Origin of the sequence: Serratia sp. root2, from assembly GCF_031931805.1 — a bacterium.
Classification (GTDB): Bacteria; Pseudomonadota; Gammaproteobacteria; order Enterobacterales; family Enterobacteriaceae; genus Serratia; species Serratia inhibens.
Map to the genome: position 1 here is coordinate 79,345 of NZ_JAUJXB010000003.1, position 17,163 is coordinate 96,507.

At 57.7% G+C, this 17,163-nt stretch carries 15 protein-coding genes; 11 read left to right on the top strand and 4 right to left on the bottom strand.

The window, feature by feature from the left end; all coding sequences use genetic code 11:
- Positions 1-22 precede the first annotated feature (22 nt).
- The 6 genes from lepB to acpS all read left to right on the top strand — a co-directional run bounded on the left by lepB (position 23) and on the right by acpS (position 4,692).
- Entirely contained in the window at positions 23-1,000 is a 978-nt protein-coding gene (gene lepB / locus QZQ97_RS16580; RefSeq protein ID WP_311994342.1) for a signal peptidase I, read from the top strand.
- Between the two features lie 182 nt (positions 1,001-1,182).
- Positions 1,183-1,863 carry a ribonuclease III gene (gene rnc, locus QZQ97_RS16585; protein ID WP_004953587.1) on the top strand — a complete coding sequence of 227 codons (681 nt, stop codon included), beginning with the start codon at positions 1,183-1,185 and terminating at the stop codon, positions 1,861-1,863.
- Positions 1,860-2,768: a GTPase Era gene (era, locus tag QZQ97_RS16590; RefSeq protein WP_119804913.1), complete on the top strand. Its 909-nt coding sequence runs from the start codon at positions 1,860-1,862 to the stop codon at positions 2,766-2,768. The genes rnc and era overlap by 4 nt, the downstream gene beginning before the upstream one ends.
- An 8-nt stretch (positions 2,769-2,776) precedes the next feature.
- The gene (recO, locus tag QZQ97_RS16595; protein WP_004953582.1) at positions 2,777-3,508 is read left to right on the top strand and encodes a DNA repair protein RecO; all 732 of its coding nucleotides are present in this window, start codon (positions 2,777-2,779) and stop codon (positions 3,506-3,508) included.
- 72 nt (positions 3,509-3,580) lie between these two features.
- Entirely contained in the window at positions 3,581-4,312 is a 732-nt protein-coding gene (gene pdxJ / locus QZQ97_RS16600; RefSeq protein ID WP_212557621.1) for a pyridoxine 5'-phosphate synthase, read from the top strand.
- Positions 4,312-4,692: a holo-ACP synthase gene (gene acpS, locus QZQ97_RS16605; RefSeq protein WP_126528613.1), complete on the top strand. Its 381-nt coding sequence runs from the start codon at positions 4,312-4,314 to the stop codon at positions 4,690-4,692. The genes pdxJ and acpS overlap by 1 nt, the downstream gene beginning before the upstream one ends.
- Positions 4,693-4,755: 63 nt before the next feature.
- Here acpS and QZQ97_RS16610 read toward each other — a convergent pair whose 3' ends face one another.
- Together QZQ97_RS16610 and QZQ97_RS16615 are read right to left on the bottom strand one after the other, a co-directional pair.
- Complete coding sequence (locus tag QZQ97_RS16610) at positions 4,756-5,016, bottom strand: YfhL family 4Fe-4S dicluster ferredoxin (RefSeq protein ID WP_311994343.1); 261 nt, start codon at positions 5,014-5,016, stop codon at positions 4,756-4,758.
- Positions 5,017-5,069: 53 nt separating this feature from the next.
- Entirely contained in the window at positions 5,070-5,918 is an 849-nt protein-coding gene (locus tag QZQ97_RS16615; RefSeq protein ID WP_311994344.1) for a MurR/RpiR family transcriptional regulator, read from the bottom strand.
- 343 nt (positions 5,919-6,261) lie between these two features.
- Here QZQ97_RS16615 and murQ point away from each other — a divergent pair, with 343 nt between their 5' ends.
- Genes murQ through yfhb form a run of 3 tightly spaced genes read left to right on the top strand, consistent with a single transcriptional unit; the run spans position 6,262 to position 9,202 of the window.
- Entirely contained in the window at positions 6,262-7,155 is an 894-nt protein-coding gene (gene murQ, locus QZQ97_RS16620) for an N-acetylmuramic acid 6-phosphate etherase (protein WP_311994345.1), read from the top strand.
- A 19-nt stretch (positions 7,156-7,174) separates the two neighbouring features.
- Positions 7,175-8,542, top strand: a complete 1,368-nt coding sequence (locus tag QZQ97_RS16625) for a PTS transporter subunit EIIC (RefSeq protein ID WP_311994346.1) — start codon at positions 7,175-7,177, stop codon at positions 8,540-8,542.
- Positions 8,543-8,545: 3 nt separating this feature from the next.
- Entirely contained in the window at positions 8,546-9,202 is a 657-nt protein-coding gene (gene yfhb / locus QZQ97_RS16630; RefSeq protein WP_311994347.1) for a phosphatidylglycerophosphatase C, read from the top strand.
- An 85-nt stretch (positions 9,203-9,287) separates the two neighbouring features.
- Here yfhb and QZQ97_RS16635 read toward each other — a convergent pair whose 3' ends face one another.
- Positions 9,288-10,340, bottom strand: a complete 1,053-nt coding sequence (locus QZQ97_RS16635) for a DUF2157 domain-containing protein (protein WP_311994348.1) — start codon at positions 10,338-10,340, stop codon at positions 9,288-9,290.
- 184 nt (positions 10,341-10,524) lie between these two features.
- Here QZQ97_RS16635 and tadA point away from each other — a divergent pair, with 184 nt between their 5' ends.
- Positions 10,525-11,031, top strand: a complete 507-nt coding sequence (gene tadA / locus QZQ97_RS16640) for a tRNA adenosine(34) deaminase TadA (protein WP_004952136.1) — start codon at positions 10,525-10,527, stop codon at positions 11,029-11,031.
- On the opposite strand, the gene mltF is transcribed toward tadA, so the two are convergent.
- Positions 11,032-12,492 (bottom strand): membrane-bound lytic murein transglycosylase MltF, encoded by a 1,461-nt coding sequence (mltF, locus tag QZQ97_RS16645; protein ID WP_065506493.1) that lies wholly within the window; start codon positions 12,490-12,492, stop codon positions 11,032-11,034.
- A 278-nt stretch (positions 12,493-12,770) separates the two neighbouring features.
- Here mltF and purL point away from each other — a divergent pair, with 278 nt between their 5' ends.
- Positions 12,771-16,661, top strand: coding sequence for a phosphoribosylformylglycinamidine synthase (purL, locus tag QZQ97_RS16650; protein ID WP_311994349.1), 3,891 nt, complete (start codon positions 12,771-12,773; stop codon positions 16,659-16,661).
- Positions 16,662-17,163: the final 502 nt, after the last annotated feature.

The following is a 17,163-nucleotide window of genomic DNA, read 5'->3' on the forward strand; positions in this document are numbered from 1 at the left end:
GTCGCGTAATTAGGGAGTTTGCATGGCGAATATGTTTGCCTTGATCCTGGCCATAGCCACATTGGTTACCGGGATCATATGGGCTTTTGAGCGCTTCAAATGGGCGCCGGCCCGCCGGGAGAAGATTGCGGCGGTGAATGCACAGACTGCGGGCGCTGTAGACGATAAAACGCTGGCGAAAGTGGCGAAGCAGCCTGGTTGGATCGAAACCGGCGCGTCGGTTTTCCCGGTATTGCTGTTGGTCTTTGTGGTGCGTTCGTTTATTTACGAACCTTTCCAGATCCCATCAGGTTCAATGATGCCGACGTTGTTGATTGGCGATTTTATTCTGGTGGAGAAATATGCCTATGGCATTAAAGATCCGATTACCCAGACCACGCTAATTGAAACCGGCCATCCGAAACGCGGCGATATTGCGGTATTTAAATATCCGCTGGATCCGAAGCTGGATTATATCAAGCGTGTCGTGGGGTTACCGGGTGACCGGGTGTCTTACGATCCGGTTAATAAACGCGTGACCGTTCAGCCATCCTGTAATAAGGGCCAGTCTTGCGATACCGCACTGGCGGTGACATACACCGATGCGCAACCAAGCGATTTTGTACAGATGTTCAGCCGCAGCGGCATGGGCGAAGCCAGCAACGGTTTCTACCAGATCCCGCAGAGCGATAACGTGCCACAGGGCGGGATTCGCCTGCGTGAGCGCCAGGAAACGCTGGGCACTGTCTCTCACCATATTCTGACCGTGCCGGGCACGCAGGATCAGGTGGGCGCTTACAACCAGCAGCCGGGTAATCCACTGGCGGAATGGGTTGTACCGGCGGGGCATTACTTCATGATGGGTGATAACCGCGACAACAGCGCCGACAGCCGTTATTGGGGCTTCGTGCCGGAGAAAAATCTGGTGGGTAAAGCCACGGCTATCTGGATGAGTTTTGAAAAGCAGGAAGGTGAATGGCCAACCGGCGTAAGGTTTAGCCGCATCGGTGGAATTCATTAATCGCGCGCTTATAAACGCAGCATTATATTTCCACTCGTTGTAGAATACCCCCTCGAGCGATAAAAAGTTGGCTCCCTGTTGGGAGCCACTGCAAACGAAACAGCTTTGGATTGGCTTTCGGCGAAGCAGGCCTGTTCCGTATGCTGCAAGTTTTTGACGCATTCTTGATCTATTGGTAACTCATGAACCCCATCGTAATAAACAGGCTGCAGCGGAAGCTGGGCTACACTTTTCAACAGCAGGAGCTCTTGCTGCAAGCGTTGACTCACCGTAGCGCCAGCAGTAAACACAATGAACGTCTTGAGTTTCTGGGTGACTCTATTCTTAGTTTTGTCATCGCCAATGCGCTCTACCATCGTTTTCCTCGCGTAGACGAGGGCGATATGAGCCGCATGCGTGCCACGTTGGTGCGCGGTAATACGCTGGCAGAGATGGCGCGCGAGTTCGACCTGGGCGAATGTCTGCGTCTCGGACCGGGTGAGTTGAAAAGTGGTGGATTCCGCCGCGAATCAATCTTGGCGGATACGGTGGAGGCATTGATTGGCGGCGTGTTCCTGGATAGCGATATTCAAAACGTCGAACGACTGATTTTGGACTGGTATCGCAGCCGGTTGGACGAAATCAGCCCCGGTGATAAGCAGAAAGACCCGAAAACCCGTTTGCAGGAGTTTTTACAAGGTCGTCATCTGCCGTTGCCTTCTTACTTGGTGGTGCAGGTTCGCGGTGAGGCGCACGATCAAGAGTTTACTATCCACTGCCAGGTGAGTGGTTTGAGCGAACCGGTAGTGGGTACCGGCTCAAGCCGCCGTAAAGCCGAGCAGGCGGCAGCGGAACAAGCGTTGAAAAAGCTGGAGCTTGAATGAGCGAAGAAAAACAATACTGTGGTTTTATTGCGATAGTCGGTCGTCCCAACGTGGGCAAATCCACGTTGCTCAACCAACTGCTGGGGCAAAAAGTCTCCATCACCTCGCGTAAACCGCAGACGACCCGTCACCGTATTATGGGTATCGACACCGATGGTGCCTATCAGGCTATCTACGTCGACACCCCGGGTCTGCATATCGAAGAAAAACGCGCCATCAACCGTTTGATGAACCGCGCGGCCAGCAGCTCAATCGGCGACGTCGAGCTGGTGATCTTCGTAGTGGAAGGCACTAACTGGACTGCCGACGATGAAATGGTGGTCAACAAGCTGCGCAGCCTGAAATGCCCGGTCCTGCTGGCGATCAACAAGGTCGACAACGTTACCGACAAATCCAAGCTGTTGCCGCACATTGCGTTCTTGAGCCAGCAGATGAATTTCCTCGACGTGGTGCCAATTTCTGCCGAAAAAGGCATGAATGTGGACACTATCGCCGCTATCGCGCGCAAGCTGCTGCCGGAAGCGGAACACCACTTCCCGGACGATTACATCACCGACCGTTCCCAGCGCTTTATGGCGTCGGAAATCATCCGTGAAAAGCTGATGCGTTTCCTGGGTGAAGAGCTGCCTTACTCGGTCACGGTTGAGATCGAACAGTTTGTGCCGAACGAACGCGGCGGTTACAACGTGCACGGGCTGATCCTGGTTGAGCGCGAAGGCCAGAAGAAAATGGTCATCGGCAACAAAGGCGCGAAGATCAAAACTATCGGTATCGAAGCTCGCCACGACATGGAACAGATGTTTGAAACCAAAGTCCATCTGGAACTGTGGGTGAAAGTGAAATCCGGCTGGGCGGACGACGAACGTGCGCTGCGCAGTCTGGGCTATACCGACGATCTGAAATAACCTCTCCAATGGACGGTTGGGAGCGCGCTTTCGTCCTGCATGGGCGACCGTACAGTGAAACCAGTCTGATGCTGGATATGTTCACGGAAGGTCATGGGCGGGTGCGCTTGCTGGCAAAAGGCGCTCGCAGCCGCCGCTCCAACCTGAAGGGTTGCCTGCAACCCTTTACTCCCCTTCTGGTGCGCTGGGGCGGCCGTGGCGAAGTGAAAACGCTGCGTAACGCCGAAGCGGTCTCCCTCGGTTTACCCCTCAGCGGCATGATGCTGTACAGCGGCCTGTACGTGAACGAACTGCTGTCGCGGGTGCTGGAGCAGGAAGCCAACTACTCGGTATTATTCTTCGATTATCTGCAATGTTTGCAGGCGCTGGCGGCGGAAGACATTTCCCCGGAGCAGGCGCTTCGTCAGTTTGAACTCGCATTGCTGAATCACCTGGGCTACGGCCTCGATTTCCTGCACTGCGCCGGCAGCGGCCAGCCGGTGGACGATGGCATGACCTACCGTTACCGCGAGGAAAAGGGTTTTATCGCCAGCCTGGTGGTCGATCATTACAGCTTTACCGGCCGCGAACTGCGCGCGCTGGCGGAGCGTCAGTTCCCCGATGCGCAAACCTTGCGCGCCGCCAAACGCTTTACCCGCATGGCGCTAAAACCCTATCTTGGCGGCAAGCCGCTGAAGAGTCGCGAACTGTTTCGCCAGTTTGTCCGCAAGCAACCGGATACGCCGGTCGACGACGCCTGACCTTTTCCTCTTTTGCGGCCCTGCGCCCGCGTGTAAACTGCTGACACTGAAAATTGTTTTTTAGAGGTAGTCATGGCTGATTTGCTGCTGGGCGTTAATATCGATCACATCGCCACGTTACGTAACGCGCGCGGAACCCAATATCCGGATCCGGTTCAGGCGGCATTTATCGCCGAACAGGCAGGCGCTGACGGCATTACCGTGCACCTGCGTGAAGATCGCCGCCACATCACCGATCGCGACGTGCGTATTCTGCGTCAAACTATCCAGACGCGCATGAATCTTGAAATGGCCGTGACCGACGAAATGTTGGATATCGCCATTGAAGTGAAGCCGCAGTTTTGCTGCCTGGTGCCGGAAAAACGCGAAGAAGTGACCACCGAGGGTGGGCTGGACGTTGCCGGGCAACAGGACAAAATGGCCGTGGCGGTTGAGCGATTGACACAGGCCGGCATTTTGGTTTCGCTGTTTATCGACCCGGATCATCGCCAGATTGATGCGGCAGTGGCAGTTGGTGCTCCTTATATTGAAATCCATACCGGTGCTTATGCCGAAGCCGAAGGCGAACTGGCGGTGAAGGCCGAGCTGCATCGTATTGCAGTCGCGGCTACCTACGCCGCCGGCAAGGGGTTGAAAGTCAACGCCGGTCATGGGCTGACTTACCATAACGTTCAGCCGATAGCTGCGCTGCCAGAAATGTATGAGCTGAATATCGGGCATGCAATTATTGGCCAGGCAGTAATGAGTGGATTGCCGGCAGCGGTTGCCGACATGAAATTGCTGATGCGGGAAGCGCGTCGCTAATGGCCGTACTGGGGCTGGGTACCGACATCGTTGAAATGGCGCGCATTGAAGCCGTGGTGGAGCGCAGCGGCGATCGCCTGGCACGCCGCGTGTTGAGTGCGGCCGAGTGGGAGGTATATCAGCAGCATCAGCAGCCGGTACGCTTTCTCGCCAAGCGCTTTGCGGTGAAAGAAGCGGCCGCCAAGGCTTTCGGTACCGGTATCCGCAACGGGCTGGCATTTAATCAGTTTGAAGTCTTCAATGACGGTCTCGGCAAGCCGAACATTCGTCTGCACGCTCGCGCCGCAGAGTTGGCGCAGGAGATGGGCGTTACCTCTATCCACGTCTCGCTGGCGGATGAACGCCGTTACGCCTGTGCAACGGTAATTATCGAAGGGTAACGCGGTATCGGCCGTAAAACCAAAGGGCGCCTGTTGGCGCCCTTGTCGATCGGAAGGTAGCGGTTACACTCGATCGGCGTGATGCAGCACCACGAACTTGTCCCACAGCTGTTCGTTACTTTCACGGTGCTGCGGATTAACCACAATGGTGTTATCGATCGGGCATACCTGCTGGCAGGTTGGAATATCGTAATGGCCAACGCATTCGGTACAGCGATCGCTATCGATCTGGTAGATATCCTCCCCCATCGAAATGGCCTGATTCGGGCATTCCGGCTCGCACATATCGCAGTTGATGCATTTGCGTGTGATTAGCAGGGCCATGGTTTATCTCTCATCATTGGTAGGGGTATTTTGCGCAGCGCGGATTATAACGTCTAAACCAGTTTTTTCACTAACTGTTCGCTGTGTTTGATTCGGTCGCGGGCATGATCGAGATCATGCTGAATCAAGGCCATAAACAGCAGGTCGGTGAGGGCGAACTGGGCGGTGCTGGAGGAAATAGCGGCGCTGCGGGTGTTGGGTTCCTCTGCGATGGTATACAGGCAGTGATCGGCGCGTTGCTGCAGCCCGTTCGGCGAGAAACTGGTTAATGCCAGCACCTTGGCGCCGGCCAGGCGAGCTTCTTCCGCCGCCAGGTTGATTTCCCGCCGTTCCCCGCTGAAAGAGATCGCCAGCAGCAAATCCCGCTTATCCAGCGCCTGTACCGCCGCCAGTTGAACATGCATATCCGGCTCTGCTATCGCCATCACACCAATTTTCAGTAACTTGTAGGAGAAATCCTTGGCGACCAACCCCGAAGCGCCGATCCCCACCAAAATGATCCTTCGCGCCTGGCGCAGCATGTCCAGCGCTTGATGCAGACGTTCTTCGCTGTTGATATCCAGCGTAGCGCGCAGTGCGGCCTGTTTTTCTACCAATAGCTTTTCACCGACCGTTTTCAGCGCATCGCTGCTGAGGATCCGGTTATGCACGGTGACCGCCGGTTCAGCTTGCGGCTGAGCCAGAGTTTCGCTCAGCGCCAGCTTCAATGCAGGGAAGCCTTTGTAACCCATCTTCTGAGCAAATTTCACCACGCTCGACTGGCTGATCCCAGCTAGTTGGGCCAGCTTTTGCGAGCTGAGATGGCGTGCCTGCTCGGCGTTATGCAGCAGGAAATCCGCCAGTTTGCGGTCGTTTTGAGCCAGCGTCGGGTACATCTGACGAATGCGAAGAAGGGTGCTCATAAGGTTGTGTCCCATAATTGATCGTGGCACCGTCGCAGCCCCACAGGGCTGGGGGTCATTTGAACGCGCATCGGTGTTACGAGGCGCTTATTTGGCCCAGCAAACCTCACGACTCGTGCCTGGTTGCGCGCTCAAATGACCGCCAGCGGTGCTCACGTGCAATTATGGGGCGCAACCCGTATTTCCCTGGAAACCAGCGGGTATTCTGCCACGCCGGTGGCGAAAACGCGCAGTGAAAATTTTTTGTGAGCTCGTCTTTAAAATAGCAAATAGTACTCGCTTTGTTGAATAAAATATTCAAATAATGATTTCATGTTTGGAATTAAAAATTCAGAGGTAAAAAATGAACTTGGGTGCATTGGTATCTGAAACACGAAACCCGGCCACCATGGGGTTGGATGAAATGTCGACGCTGGAAATGGTGAGCTGCTTTAACCGGGAAGACCGCAAGGTGCCGGAGGCGATTGAGAAGGTGCTGCCGGCCATAGCGCAGGCGGTAGATCTGGCGGCGACGGCGCTGAAGGCCGGCGGCCGGTTGATTTATCTGGGGGCGGGTACCAGCGGCCGTCTCGGCGTGCTTGACGCCTCCGAATGCCCGCCCACCTTCGGCGTGCCGCACGGCAGGGTCGTTGGGCTGATTGCCGGTGGCCCTGGTGCGTTGCTGAAGGCTGTGGAAGGTGCAGAAGATGACGCAGCGTTGGGAGAGGCTGATTTGAAAGCGCTGTCGCTGACGGCCACCGACATGGTAGTGGGGCTGGCGGCATCGGGGCGGACCCCTTATGTGATCGGCGCCCTGCGCTACGCGCGTCAGTTGGGGTGCCCGACGGCGGCGATTTCCTGTAATCCGGATTCTCCCATCGCCCATGAAGCGCAGGTGGCGATTTCACCGGTGGTGGGGCCAGAGGCGCTGACCGGCTCGACGCGCATGAAATCAGGCACCGCGCAAAAATTGGTGCTGAACATGCTGTCGACCGGCGCGATGGTCAAACTGGGCAAGGTTTATCAAAACCTGATGGTGGACGTGAAGGCTACCAACGTAAAACTGGTGGATCGCGCCTGCCGCATCGTCGTGGAAGCCACCGGCGCCGAACGCGGCCAGGCGGAGGCGGCGCTGACGCAGACCGGTTTTGAAGTCAAACCGGCGATTCTGATGATTCTGGCCGGTATTGACGCTGAAGAAGCGCAATGTCGCTTGCAGCAGCACGACGGCTATTTGCGCGCGGCATTGACGCGTTAAACCACACTTGGGGCGGGCGATGGACAAGACAACGGCACTGGCAACACAGATTCTTGCGGGGATTGGCGGAGAGGAGAATATCCTCAAGCTGGAGAACTGCATGACACGGGTTCGCGTCGAGGTCCGTGACGAACAGCGCCTTGATTTACCGGCGCTCAAGCAGTTACCGGGCGTTAAGGGCTATATCAAGCAGGGCGATCAGCATCAGTTTATTGTCGGTCCGGGTGCCGCCGCCAAGGTGGTGGACGCCATGCGTGCGCTGCTCAACGGTGCTCCCGCCGTGTTGGTGGGCGGTGGTGATATCGCTCGTACCAAGGCGCAGGCCAAGCAAAAATACGCGGCGCCGATGAGCGGCGCACTGAAAAAACTGGCCGATGTCTTTATCCCGCTGATACCGGCATTCATTGCCTCGGGCCTGATTACCGGCATCATCAACCTGCTGAAGCGGCCCGACATCGCCGGCGAGCTGGCGGTTAACTACCCCAACGTGCTCGGGCTGCTGGCGATTTTCGGCAGCGCGGTGTTCGCCATCATGAACATCTTGGTGGGGGTTAACGCCGCCCGGGTGTTTGGCGGTTCGCAGGCGATGGGCGGCGTGATGGCCGGCATTCTCTCCAGCCCGGCGCTGGCGCAGATTACGTTGTTCGGCGAGGCGTTGCAGCCGGGGCGTGGCGGGGTGATTGCGGTGCTGCTGGTGGTGGCGCTGATGTGTTGGGTGGAAAAACGTCTGCGCAACCTGCTGCCGGAGTCGATCGAGCTTATCCTCAATCCGCTGTTGACCACGTTGGTGACCGCGTCGCTGGCGATTGTGATTTTGCAACCGCTCGGCGGCTACATCTCGGACGCCATCGCCCACGGCGCCAATCTGGCGATCGACAAAGGCGGGTTGCTGGTGGGCGCGGTGCTGTCCGGGCTGTTCCTGCCGCTGGTGTTGTCCGGTTTGCATCAGGGATTGGTACCCATACATGTCGAGCTGGTGCAGGCGCACGGTTCCAACCCGCTGTTGCCGATCCTGGCGATGGCGGGAGTGGGGCAAGTGGGGGCTGCACTGGCAGTATTAATGAAAACTCGCAATGCGCGCCTGAAAAAGGTGATCAAAGGGGCGCTGCCGGTCGGTATTCTCGGCATTGGCGAGCCGCTGATTTTCGGCGTGACCCTGCCGCTGGGTAAACCTTTTATTGCCGCCTGCCTCGGCGGTGCGGTGGGGGGCGCATTGATCAGTTACTGGAAAGTGGCGACGGTGATTACCTTCGGTATCTCGGGTTTACCTTTGGCGCTGACCATTGTCTCGGGTAAGGTGATGTTGTATCTGGCCGGTATGGTGATTACGATTGTGGCTGGATTTATTTTCACCTGGATAATGGGATTCAACGATCCTGAGGAGTAACGTTTGAGTGAGAAACAGAGCCAGGAGGCTGTGGAAGGCCGCCGTGTGGTGTTCTTTGATCTGGACGGTACGTTGCATCAGGAAGACATGTTTGGCAGTTTCTTGCGTTTCTTGCTGCGCCACCTGCCGCTGAATCTGCTGTTGGTGGTGCCGCTGCTGCCGGTGGTCGGGCTGGCGATGCTGGTGATGGGGCGTGCTGCGCGCTGGCCGATGAGCGTCTTGCTGTGGTCGATCACCTTTGGCCGTTCGGAGGCCAGGTTAAAGGCGCTGGAACTGCAGTTCGTCAGCTATTTCCGCGACAAGGTGACCGCGTTTCCGGTGGTGCAAATGCGCCTGCGTCAGTACCTCGATGTGCACGATGCGCAGGTGTGGCTGATTACCGGTTCACCGGAGCGGCTGGTGGAACAGGTTTATCGGGACTCCGCTTTTCTGTCGCGGGTGCGCCTGGTCGGCAGCCGCATTGTGCGCCGTCACGGCGGCTGGGTGCTGGCTATGCGGTGTCTTGGCGTCCAGAAAGTGATGCAACTGGAACAGCGCCTCGGTACGCCGCTCAGGTTGTACAGCGGTTACAGCGACAGCAAGCAGGACAACCCGCTGCTGTACTTTTGCGAGCACCGCTGGCGGGTCAGTAAGTTGGGGGAGTTGCAGCAGTTGGAGTAAGCAAAGGGGCGGATTTCCGCCCTTTGCCGTTTTATATCCCCTCTGGTTTTCGAATTGCAGCTTGAAAGACGGCTGCCATAACGCCTTAATCATCGGTCAGATCATGCGGTTTGCGTCCCAACTGCCATATCTTCTCTGCATAATGCCCCAACGCCCACAGGCTCAGGCCAAGCGCCACAAAGAAAATCGCCTTGGGCATGCTGTCCCAGAAAAACTCGAAGAAGCGGGTATAAAGATTGATGCAAAGGAAGGTCAGCCCGAATCCGCGCAGCATGGCGTCATCTCGTTTCAGCCCCAGCCAGATGACCACTGCGGCAGCGATGCCGAACAGCAGGCTCCAGTGGAACAGTTCGATCTGGCGCACGCTGTACCAACTGTCAAGATCGCCGTAATTGCCGAAGATCGACAGCAGCCACAGGGCGATAAACAGATACAGCAGCCCCATTGCCAGCGAAACCCGCTCCAGCCCGCGCCGGGCCAACAGCGGTTGCAGCAGCAATGCCGCGGCGATCAGGACTGCGCCGAAGGCGATAAAGCGGATCGGGAAGCTCATGCCCAGCCAGTAAGCCCCCCAGCCGGAAAGGTAACCGGTTTCGGCGCCGAAGGCGTTGCCGAGCGACAGCAGGGCAAACCACCACACCAGCCCGGTGCGGCTGAACCAGCCAATCACGCCGTAAAGCAGAGCGGCGAACATCAGCAGCAATGAAACCCGGCCACTGCCGTTGTCCAGCCAGACGCCCATTTGCCACAGAGCGCAGGCGGTGAAGAGCACGGCAATGAACAGAGCGGCCTCATTGCCATAGCGTTTTTCCGGATGGCGACGGCGACGGCGAAAGGCCCAGACATAGGCCAGCGCCGCCAATACGCCGGCCATCGCCATGCGAACCGGAGCATCGAAGCGGAACAATCCGCTCAGCCAATCCAACAAATCGCTGTCGGCGAACAGGCTGGTGATGGCAATGACCAGCGAGGCCAGCGCGGCGAGAAACGCATAACGCGCCAGCCGCCGCCAGTCGAAAGGCTGGACTTCCACATGCTGCAACAACTGCTCTCGCTGTTGCGCCGTCAGTGCGCCTTCGCCGACCCAGCCGTTCAGGGCTTTGCGTACCACGGCGGCGTTCTTCTTGCTGAATTTCATGTTTCTTATCCCTGATAACATCGCTATTCGTTCAGTATATACCCGCCGCATTTCAAGCCGCAGCGTTCGACGCCGTCCCCGGCCTGCTGGGGGCGAATATATTCACCCTGGTTAACGCGGGCGCAGCATGCAGCGCACCTACTGTGTATAATGCCCGCCGCAAAAGCGCACGAGGAATTATGCGATGACTGAATATAACGATGAATACTGGATGCGCCAGGCGTTGCTGCTTGCCCAACGTGCTCAGGAAGAAGGCGAGGTGCCGGTGGGTGCGCTGCTGGTGCTGGACAATCAGGTGATTGGCGAAGGCTGGAACCGGCCGATTGGCCGCCACGATCCTACCGCGCATGCGGAGATCATGGCGTTGCGGCAAGGTGGAGCGGTGTTACAGAACTATCGCCTGTTGAATGCCACGTTGTATGTCACCCTGGAGCCCTGCGTGATGTGCGCCGGCGCAATGGTACACAGCCGCATTCGTCGGCTGGTGTACGGCGCGGCCGATGTGAAAACCGGTGCAGCAGGATCGCTGGTGGATATTTTGCGCCACCCCGGCATGAACCATCAGGTTGAGATCGCTTCAGGTGTGCTGGCGGACGAATGCGCCGCGACGCTGAGCAACTTTTTCCGCCTGCGCCGCGAGCAGAAAAAAGCGCTTAAGCTGGCGCAGCGTGCGGCGGATAAGCCGGAGTAATCAGTGGTTAAGCGCCAGTTCCGGCATAACGGCCGGATAGCCTTTCCCTAACGCCTCGCGTTCGGCTGCTTCCTGCGCCGCCTTCCTCTCTTTTTCTTGCAGATAGCCGACCAGGCTGACCTGATAGCGGCGAATGTTTTCCACGTAGTTATAAGCTTCGCGCCCGCGCGCATAGCCGTAGGTCAGCTGCGGGTAATAACGTTTTTGGCTGAGCATCGGCAGGCGCTGTTTGACGTCTACCCAGCTGTCCGGATTGCCTTTTTGCATTTTGGTCAGCTTGCGGGCGTCGAGCATATGGCCCCAGCCCATGTTGTACGCCGCCAGCGAGAACCAGATACGTTCGTCTTCCGGCACGCTGTCGGGCACCTTGGCCATCAGCCTTTGCAGGTAAAGTGCGCCGCCCTGAATGCTTTCCTCGGGATCCAGGCGATCGTTGACCCCCAGGCCGTCTGCGGTGGCCCGCGTCAGCATCATCAGGCCGCGTACGCCGGTGGGGGAGGTTGCCTGCGGGTTCCAATGCGATTCCTGATAGGCGATGGCCGCCAGCAATTTCCAGTCGATCTCATTGGCGTACTTTTCAAACAATGAGCGGAAGGTCGGCAACACCGAGTCGATGGCCGACAGGAAGGTTCTGGTATCGACGTAATCGAAACTGCCGACGTGGCCGAGATACTTCTCTTCCAGCCGCGCCAGCGTGCCGTCGTCTACCATCTGGCTATAGAAATCCAGCATCGCCGCATACAGGCTGTCGTCGTTGCCGCGCTTCAGATACCAGGTGACCGGTTCTTCATCGGTGACGTCAAACGCGACCGCCAGTTGCGGATGGATGCGCTGCAGCAGGGCGATAGTCACGGAGTCGCCGAGTGTATAGTCCAGTTTGCCGTCGGCCACCTGTTCCAGCAGTTCTTTTGAGGTCAGATCGCTGGAGGCTTCCCAACTGAGGTCCGGGAATTTGCTTTGCTTAAGCTGTTTCAGCGTGCTGACGTGCGCGGAGCCGGAGGCGACCGCCAGCTTGCCTTTAATATCGGCAAAGGTTTTTGGCCGAGGGGTGCCCAGGCGATAGACCAACTGCTGGGATACGGAATAATAGGCCGGGCCGGTGCGTGCGCGGCTGAGGCGATCCCGATTGTAGATCAGGCCGGCGGCCAGCAGATCGGCGTCGTCATCGTCCAGATCGTCAAACAGGTCATTGATATTGTTGTGCGGGATCACCACCAGCTTCACGCCCAGGTAATTGGCGAAGCGTTTCGCCAGCTCGTAATCGAGCCCACCCGGCCCCTGTTTGGTGGTGAAATAGGTTAGCGGCGTGTTCAGCGTACTGATACGCAGCTCGCCACGGGATTTGATCTCTTCGAGCTGCCCTCCCTGGCCACCGCGCCAGGCAATATTGGGCCACAGGGCAAGCGCCAGAAGCAAGGTAACAACACCGATGAGAATGTAGTTTATTTTTAGGCGTTTCAAATAGTTATCCAGTGGTGGCACGGGTGCGCCGGTGACCGATGGTCAGTCTTTTCTTATGGTTAAATCACCAGTGCGGGAGCATTTTGCGCAACAAAACGCCAGCGTGCAACTTTATTGACACGTTATGACAATTCGAGGGTGGCGACAGCTTTTATCAATAATAGCTGCGCAAACGGTTTCGTCGGCGGCGCAGATTCTCTATAATGGCGCGCGTTTTCCCCTGTTGCGCCCAAAGAAGTGCTGAAGTCAGTTGCTTCGAAGACGAGAGAACTTTGATTATGGAAATACTGCGTGGTTCGCCCGCTTTGTCGGCTTTTCGTATTACCAAACTGCTGTCCCGCTGTCAGGACGCTCAACTTCCGGTCAGTGATATCTACGCCGAGTACGTCCACTTTGCCGATGTTAGCGCACCGCTAAGTGCCGAAGAACATGGCAAGCTCACGCGCCTGCTCAAGTACGGCCCCTCTCTCGCCGAACATGCCCCTGAAGGCCGCCTGCTGTTGGTGACGCCGCGTCCGGGTACCATTTCACCCTGGTCCTCCAAAGCCAGCGATATCGCCCACAACTGCGGTTTGAAGCAAGTGGTGCGGCTGGAGCGCGGCCTGGCGTTTTACGTCAAGGCGCCGACGCTGACCGAAGCGCAGTGGCAACAACTTGCCGCGTTGCTGCACGATCGCATGATGGAAACGGTATTCAGCGACCTGCAGCAGGCAGAACAACTGTTTGCTCAGCATCAGCCGGCGCCGTACCAGGCGGTCGACATGCTGGGCGAAGGGCGCAGCGCGCTGGAACAGGCCAACCTCAAGCTGGGGCTGGCGCTGGCGCAGGATGAAATCGACTATCTGCTGAATGCCTTTACCGGTCTGGGGCGCAACCCGACGGATATCGAACTCTATATGTTCGCGCAGGCCAACTCCGAGCACTGCCGCCACAAGATTTTCAACGCCGACTGGATCATCGACGGCGAACAGCAACCGAAGTCGCTGTTCAAAATGATCAAAAACACCTTCGAGCAGACGCCGGATTACGTACTGTCCGCTTATAAAGACAACGCGGCGGTCATGGAAGGTTCTCAGGTCGGCCGTTTCTTCGCCGCGCCGGAAAACGGCCAGTACGACTACCATCAGGAAGACGCGCATATCCTGATGAAGGTGGAAACCCATAACCACCCGACGGCGATCTCCCCATGGCCGGGTGCCGCTACCGGTTCCGGCGGCGAGATCCGCGACGAAGGTGCCACCGGCCGCGGTGCCAAGCCCAAGGCCGGTCTGGTGGGCTTCTCGGTTTCCAACCTGCGTATTCCCGGTTTCGAACAGCCGTGGGAGCAGGATTTCGGCAAACCGGATCGCATCGTTACCGCACTGGATATCATGACCGACGGCCCATTGGGCGGCGCGGCGTTCAACAACGAATTCGGTCGTCCTGCGCTGGTAGGCTACTTCCGTACCTATGAAGAGCAGGTCAACAGCCACAACGGCGTCGAATTGCGCGGCTACCACAAGCCCATCATGCTGGCGGGCGGTATCGGCAACATCCGCGCCGATCACGTGCAGAAAGGTGAGATCACCGTGGGCGCCAAGCTGGTGGTGCTGGGCGGCCCGGCGATGAATATCGGTCTGGGCGGCGGCGCGGCTTCTTCCATGGCGTCCGGTCAGTCCGATGCCGATCTGGATTTCGCCTCGGTGCAGCGCGACAACCCGGAAATGGAACGTCGCTGTCAGGAAGTGATCGACCGCTGCTGGCAGTTGGGCGAACAAAACCCGATTCTGTTTATCCACGACGTAGGTGCCGGCGGCCTGTCTAACGCCATGCCGGAACTGGTCAGCGACGGGGGCCGCGGCGGCCGTTTCGAACTGCGCGATATCCTTAACGACGAGCCGGGCATGAGCCCGCTGGAAGTGTGGTGCAACGAATCGCAGGAACGCTATGTGATGGCGATTGCGCCGGCGCAGATGGCGCAGTTTGACGAAATTTGCCGCCGTGAGCGCGCACCTTATGCGGTCATCGGCGAAGCCACCGAAGAGCTGCATTTGACGCTGAACGACAGCCATTTCGACAATCAACCGATCGACATGCCGCTGGACGTGCTGCTGGGCAAAACGCCGAAGATGACGCGTGACGTGACCAGTCTGCAGGTCAAGGGCGAGCCGATTCAACGTGCGAACATCACCCTGGAGGATGCGGTAAAACGCGTTCTGCATTTGCCGGCTGTGGCAGAGAAAACCTTCCTGATCACTATTGGCGACCGTACCGTAACCGGCATGGTGGCGCGTGACCAGATGGTTGGCCCGTGGCAGATCCCGGTAGCCGACTGCGCGGTGACCACCGCCAGCCTGGACAGTTACTATGGTGAAGCGATGTCGATCGGCGAACGTGCGCCGGTTGCCTTGCTGGACTTCGCCGCCTCCGGCCGCCTGGCGGTAGGGGAAGCGCTGACTAACCTGGCAGCGACCGAAATCGGTTCGCTCAAGCGTGTGAAGCTTTCCGCTAACTGGATGGCGGCAGCGGGTCACCCAGGTGAGGACGCCGGCCTGTATGCCGCGGTGAAAGCGGTGGGCGAAGAGCTTTGCCCGGCGCTGGGCATCACCATTCCGGTGGGCAAAGACTCGATGTCGATGAAAACCCGCTGGCAGGAAGGTGAAGAGCAACGCGAAATGACATCGCCGCTGTCACTGGTAATCACCGGTTTTGCCCGCGTAGAAGACGTTCGCCACACCGTGACGCCGCAACTGCGTACCGATAAGGGCGACAGCGCGCTGCTGCTGATCGACCTGGGCAATGGCCACAACGCGCTGGGCGCTACCGCACTGGCGCAGGTTTATCGCCAACTGGGCGACAAACCGGCCGACGTGCGCAACGTAGAACAACTGGCGGGCTTCTTCAACGCGATGCAGCAACTGGTGGCCGATCGCGCTCTGCTGGCTTACCACGACCGTTCCGACGGTGGCCTTCTGGTTACGCTGGCGGAAATGGCGTTTGCCGGTCACTGCGGCGTGAACGTGGATATCAAAGGGCTGGGCGACGATGCGCTGGCAGCGCTGTTCAACGAAGAGCTGGGTGCGGTGATTCAGGTCACGGCCGGACAGCTTGAAGCGGTGCAGCAGGTATTTGCTCAACACGGCCTGACGGACAATGTGCATCACATCGGCAGCGTGCAGGCCGGCGATCGCTTTGTCATTACTCAAGGCGACAAAGCGCTTTACAGCCAAAGCCGCGCGACCCTGCGCACCTGGTGGGCGGAAACCACCTGGCAGATGCAACGCCTGCGCGATAACCCGGCATGCGCCGATCAGGAACATCAGGCCAAGCAGGACGATCGCGATCCAGGACTGAACGTCAAGCTGACCTTTGCGCCGGAAGAAGACATTGCCGCGCCTTACATTGCCAGGGGCGCACGCCCTAAAGTGGCGGTGCTGCGCGAGCAGGGCGTTAACTCCCACGTTGAGATGGCTGCCGCGTTCCACCGCGCCGGCTTCGATGCGGTAGACGTTCACATGAGCGATCTGCTGGAAGGGCGTCGTGATCTGCAGGACTTCCATACGCTGGTTGCCTGTGGCGGTTTCTCATACGGCGACGTACTGGGCGCCGGCGAAGGCTGGGCGAAGTCGATTCTGTTCAACGACCGCGTTCGTGACGAATTCGAATCCTTCTTCCACCGTCCGCAGACCCTGGCATTGGGCGTGTGCAACGGTTGCCAGATGATGTCGAACCTGCGAGATCTGATCCCGGGTGCCGAACACTGGCCACGTTTCGTACGCAACCTGTCAGACCGCTTCGAAGCGCGTTTCAGCCTGGTGGAAGTGGCGGCCAGCCCGTCGCTGTTCATGCAGGGTATGACCGGTTCACGCATGCCGATCGCCGTATCCCACGGTGAAGGGCATGTTGAAGTGCGTGATGCCGCGCACTTGGCGGCGCTGGAAAGCAACGGCCTGGTGGCATTGCGCTTTGTGGACAATGCCGGCCAGGTAACGGAAACCTATCCAGCCAACCCTAACGGTTCGCCAAACGGCATCACCGCAGTGACCAGCAGCAACGGCCGTGCGACGGTGATGATGCCGCACCCGGAACGTGTATTCCGTACCGTGAGCAACTCATGGCACCCGGAAGAGTGGGGCGAAGACAGCCCGTGGATGCGCATGTTCCGCAACGCCCGCAAGCAACTGGGCTAAGCGGTTACCACGCGGTAACGAAAGGGGGCGCAAGAGATTGCGCCTCCTTTTTACTTATTGCGCTGATGCCGGTTTATCATTGTCTGCATTTTGCGACAGAGGCTGTTTTCCATGTCTCTAAAAAGAGACATTTAACTCATTGATTTATAATGCTGAAAAATTAATTGGCTTAAGTTGTCGGCTTTTGACGACAGGGTGGTTGTTTTTTAAACGCACCCCGGCGAGTCAATTTGGATTTATGGGCTGTATTTTTATTTATTTTTACATGTATTCAATGAGTTAATTATTTTGTTGAAAAGTTGGCATGCTAAGTGCATTATTCTCTCCAGTTGCTCATTCAACTTTTTATGATGGCCCGTATTTAAACGGAAAATTTGCCTCATAAGCCTCCGAATGATGCCAAAGAAATGGTGCCTATCGTCCAACCAAACCGATAACAGACGCGCAAGCGGCTTTATCAAGCATCGGGCGACACGTGGAGTGAGGCACCGCCTGTATCCAA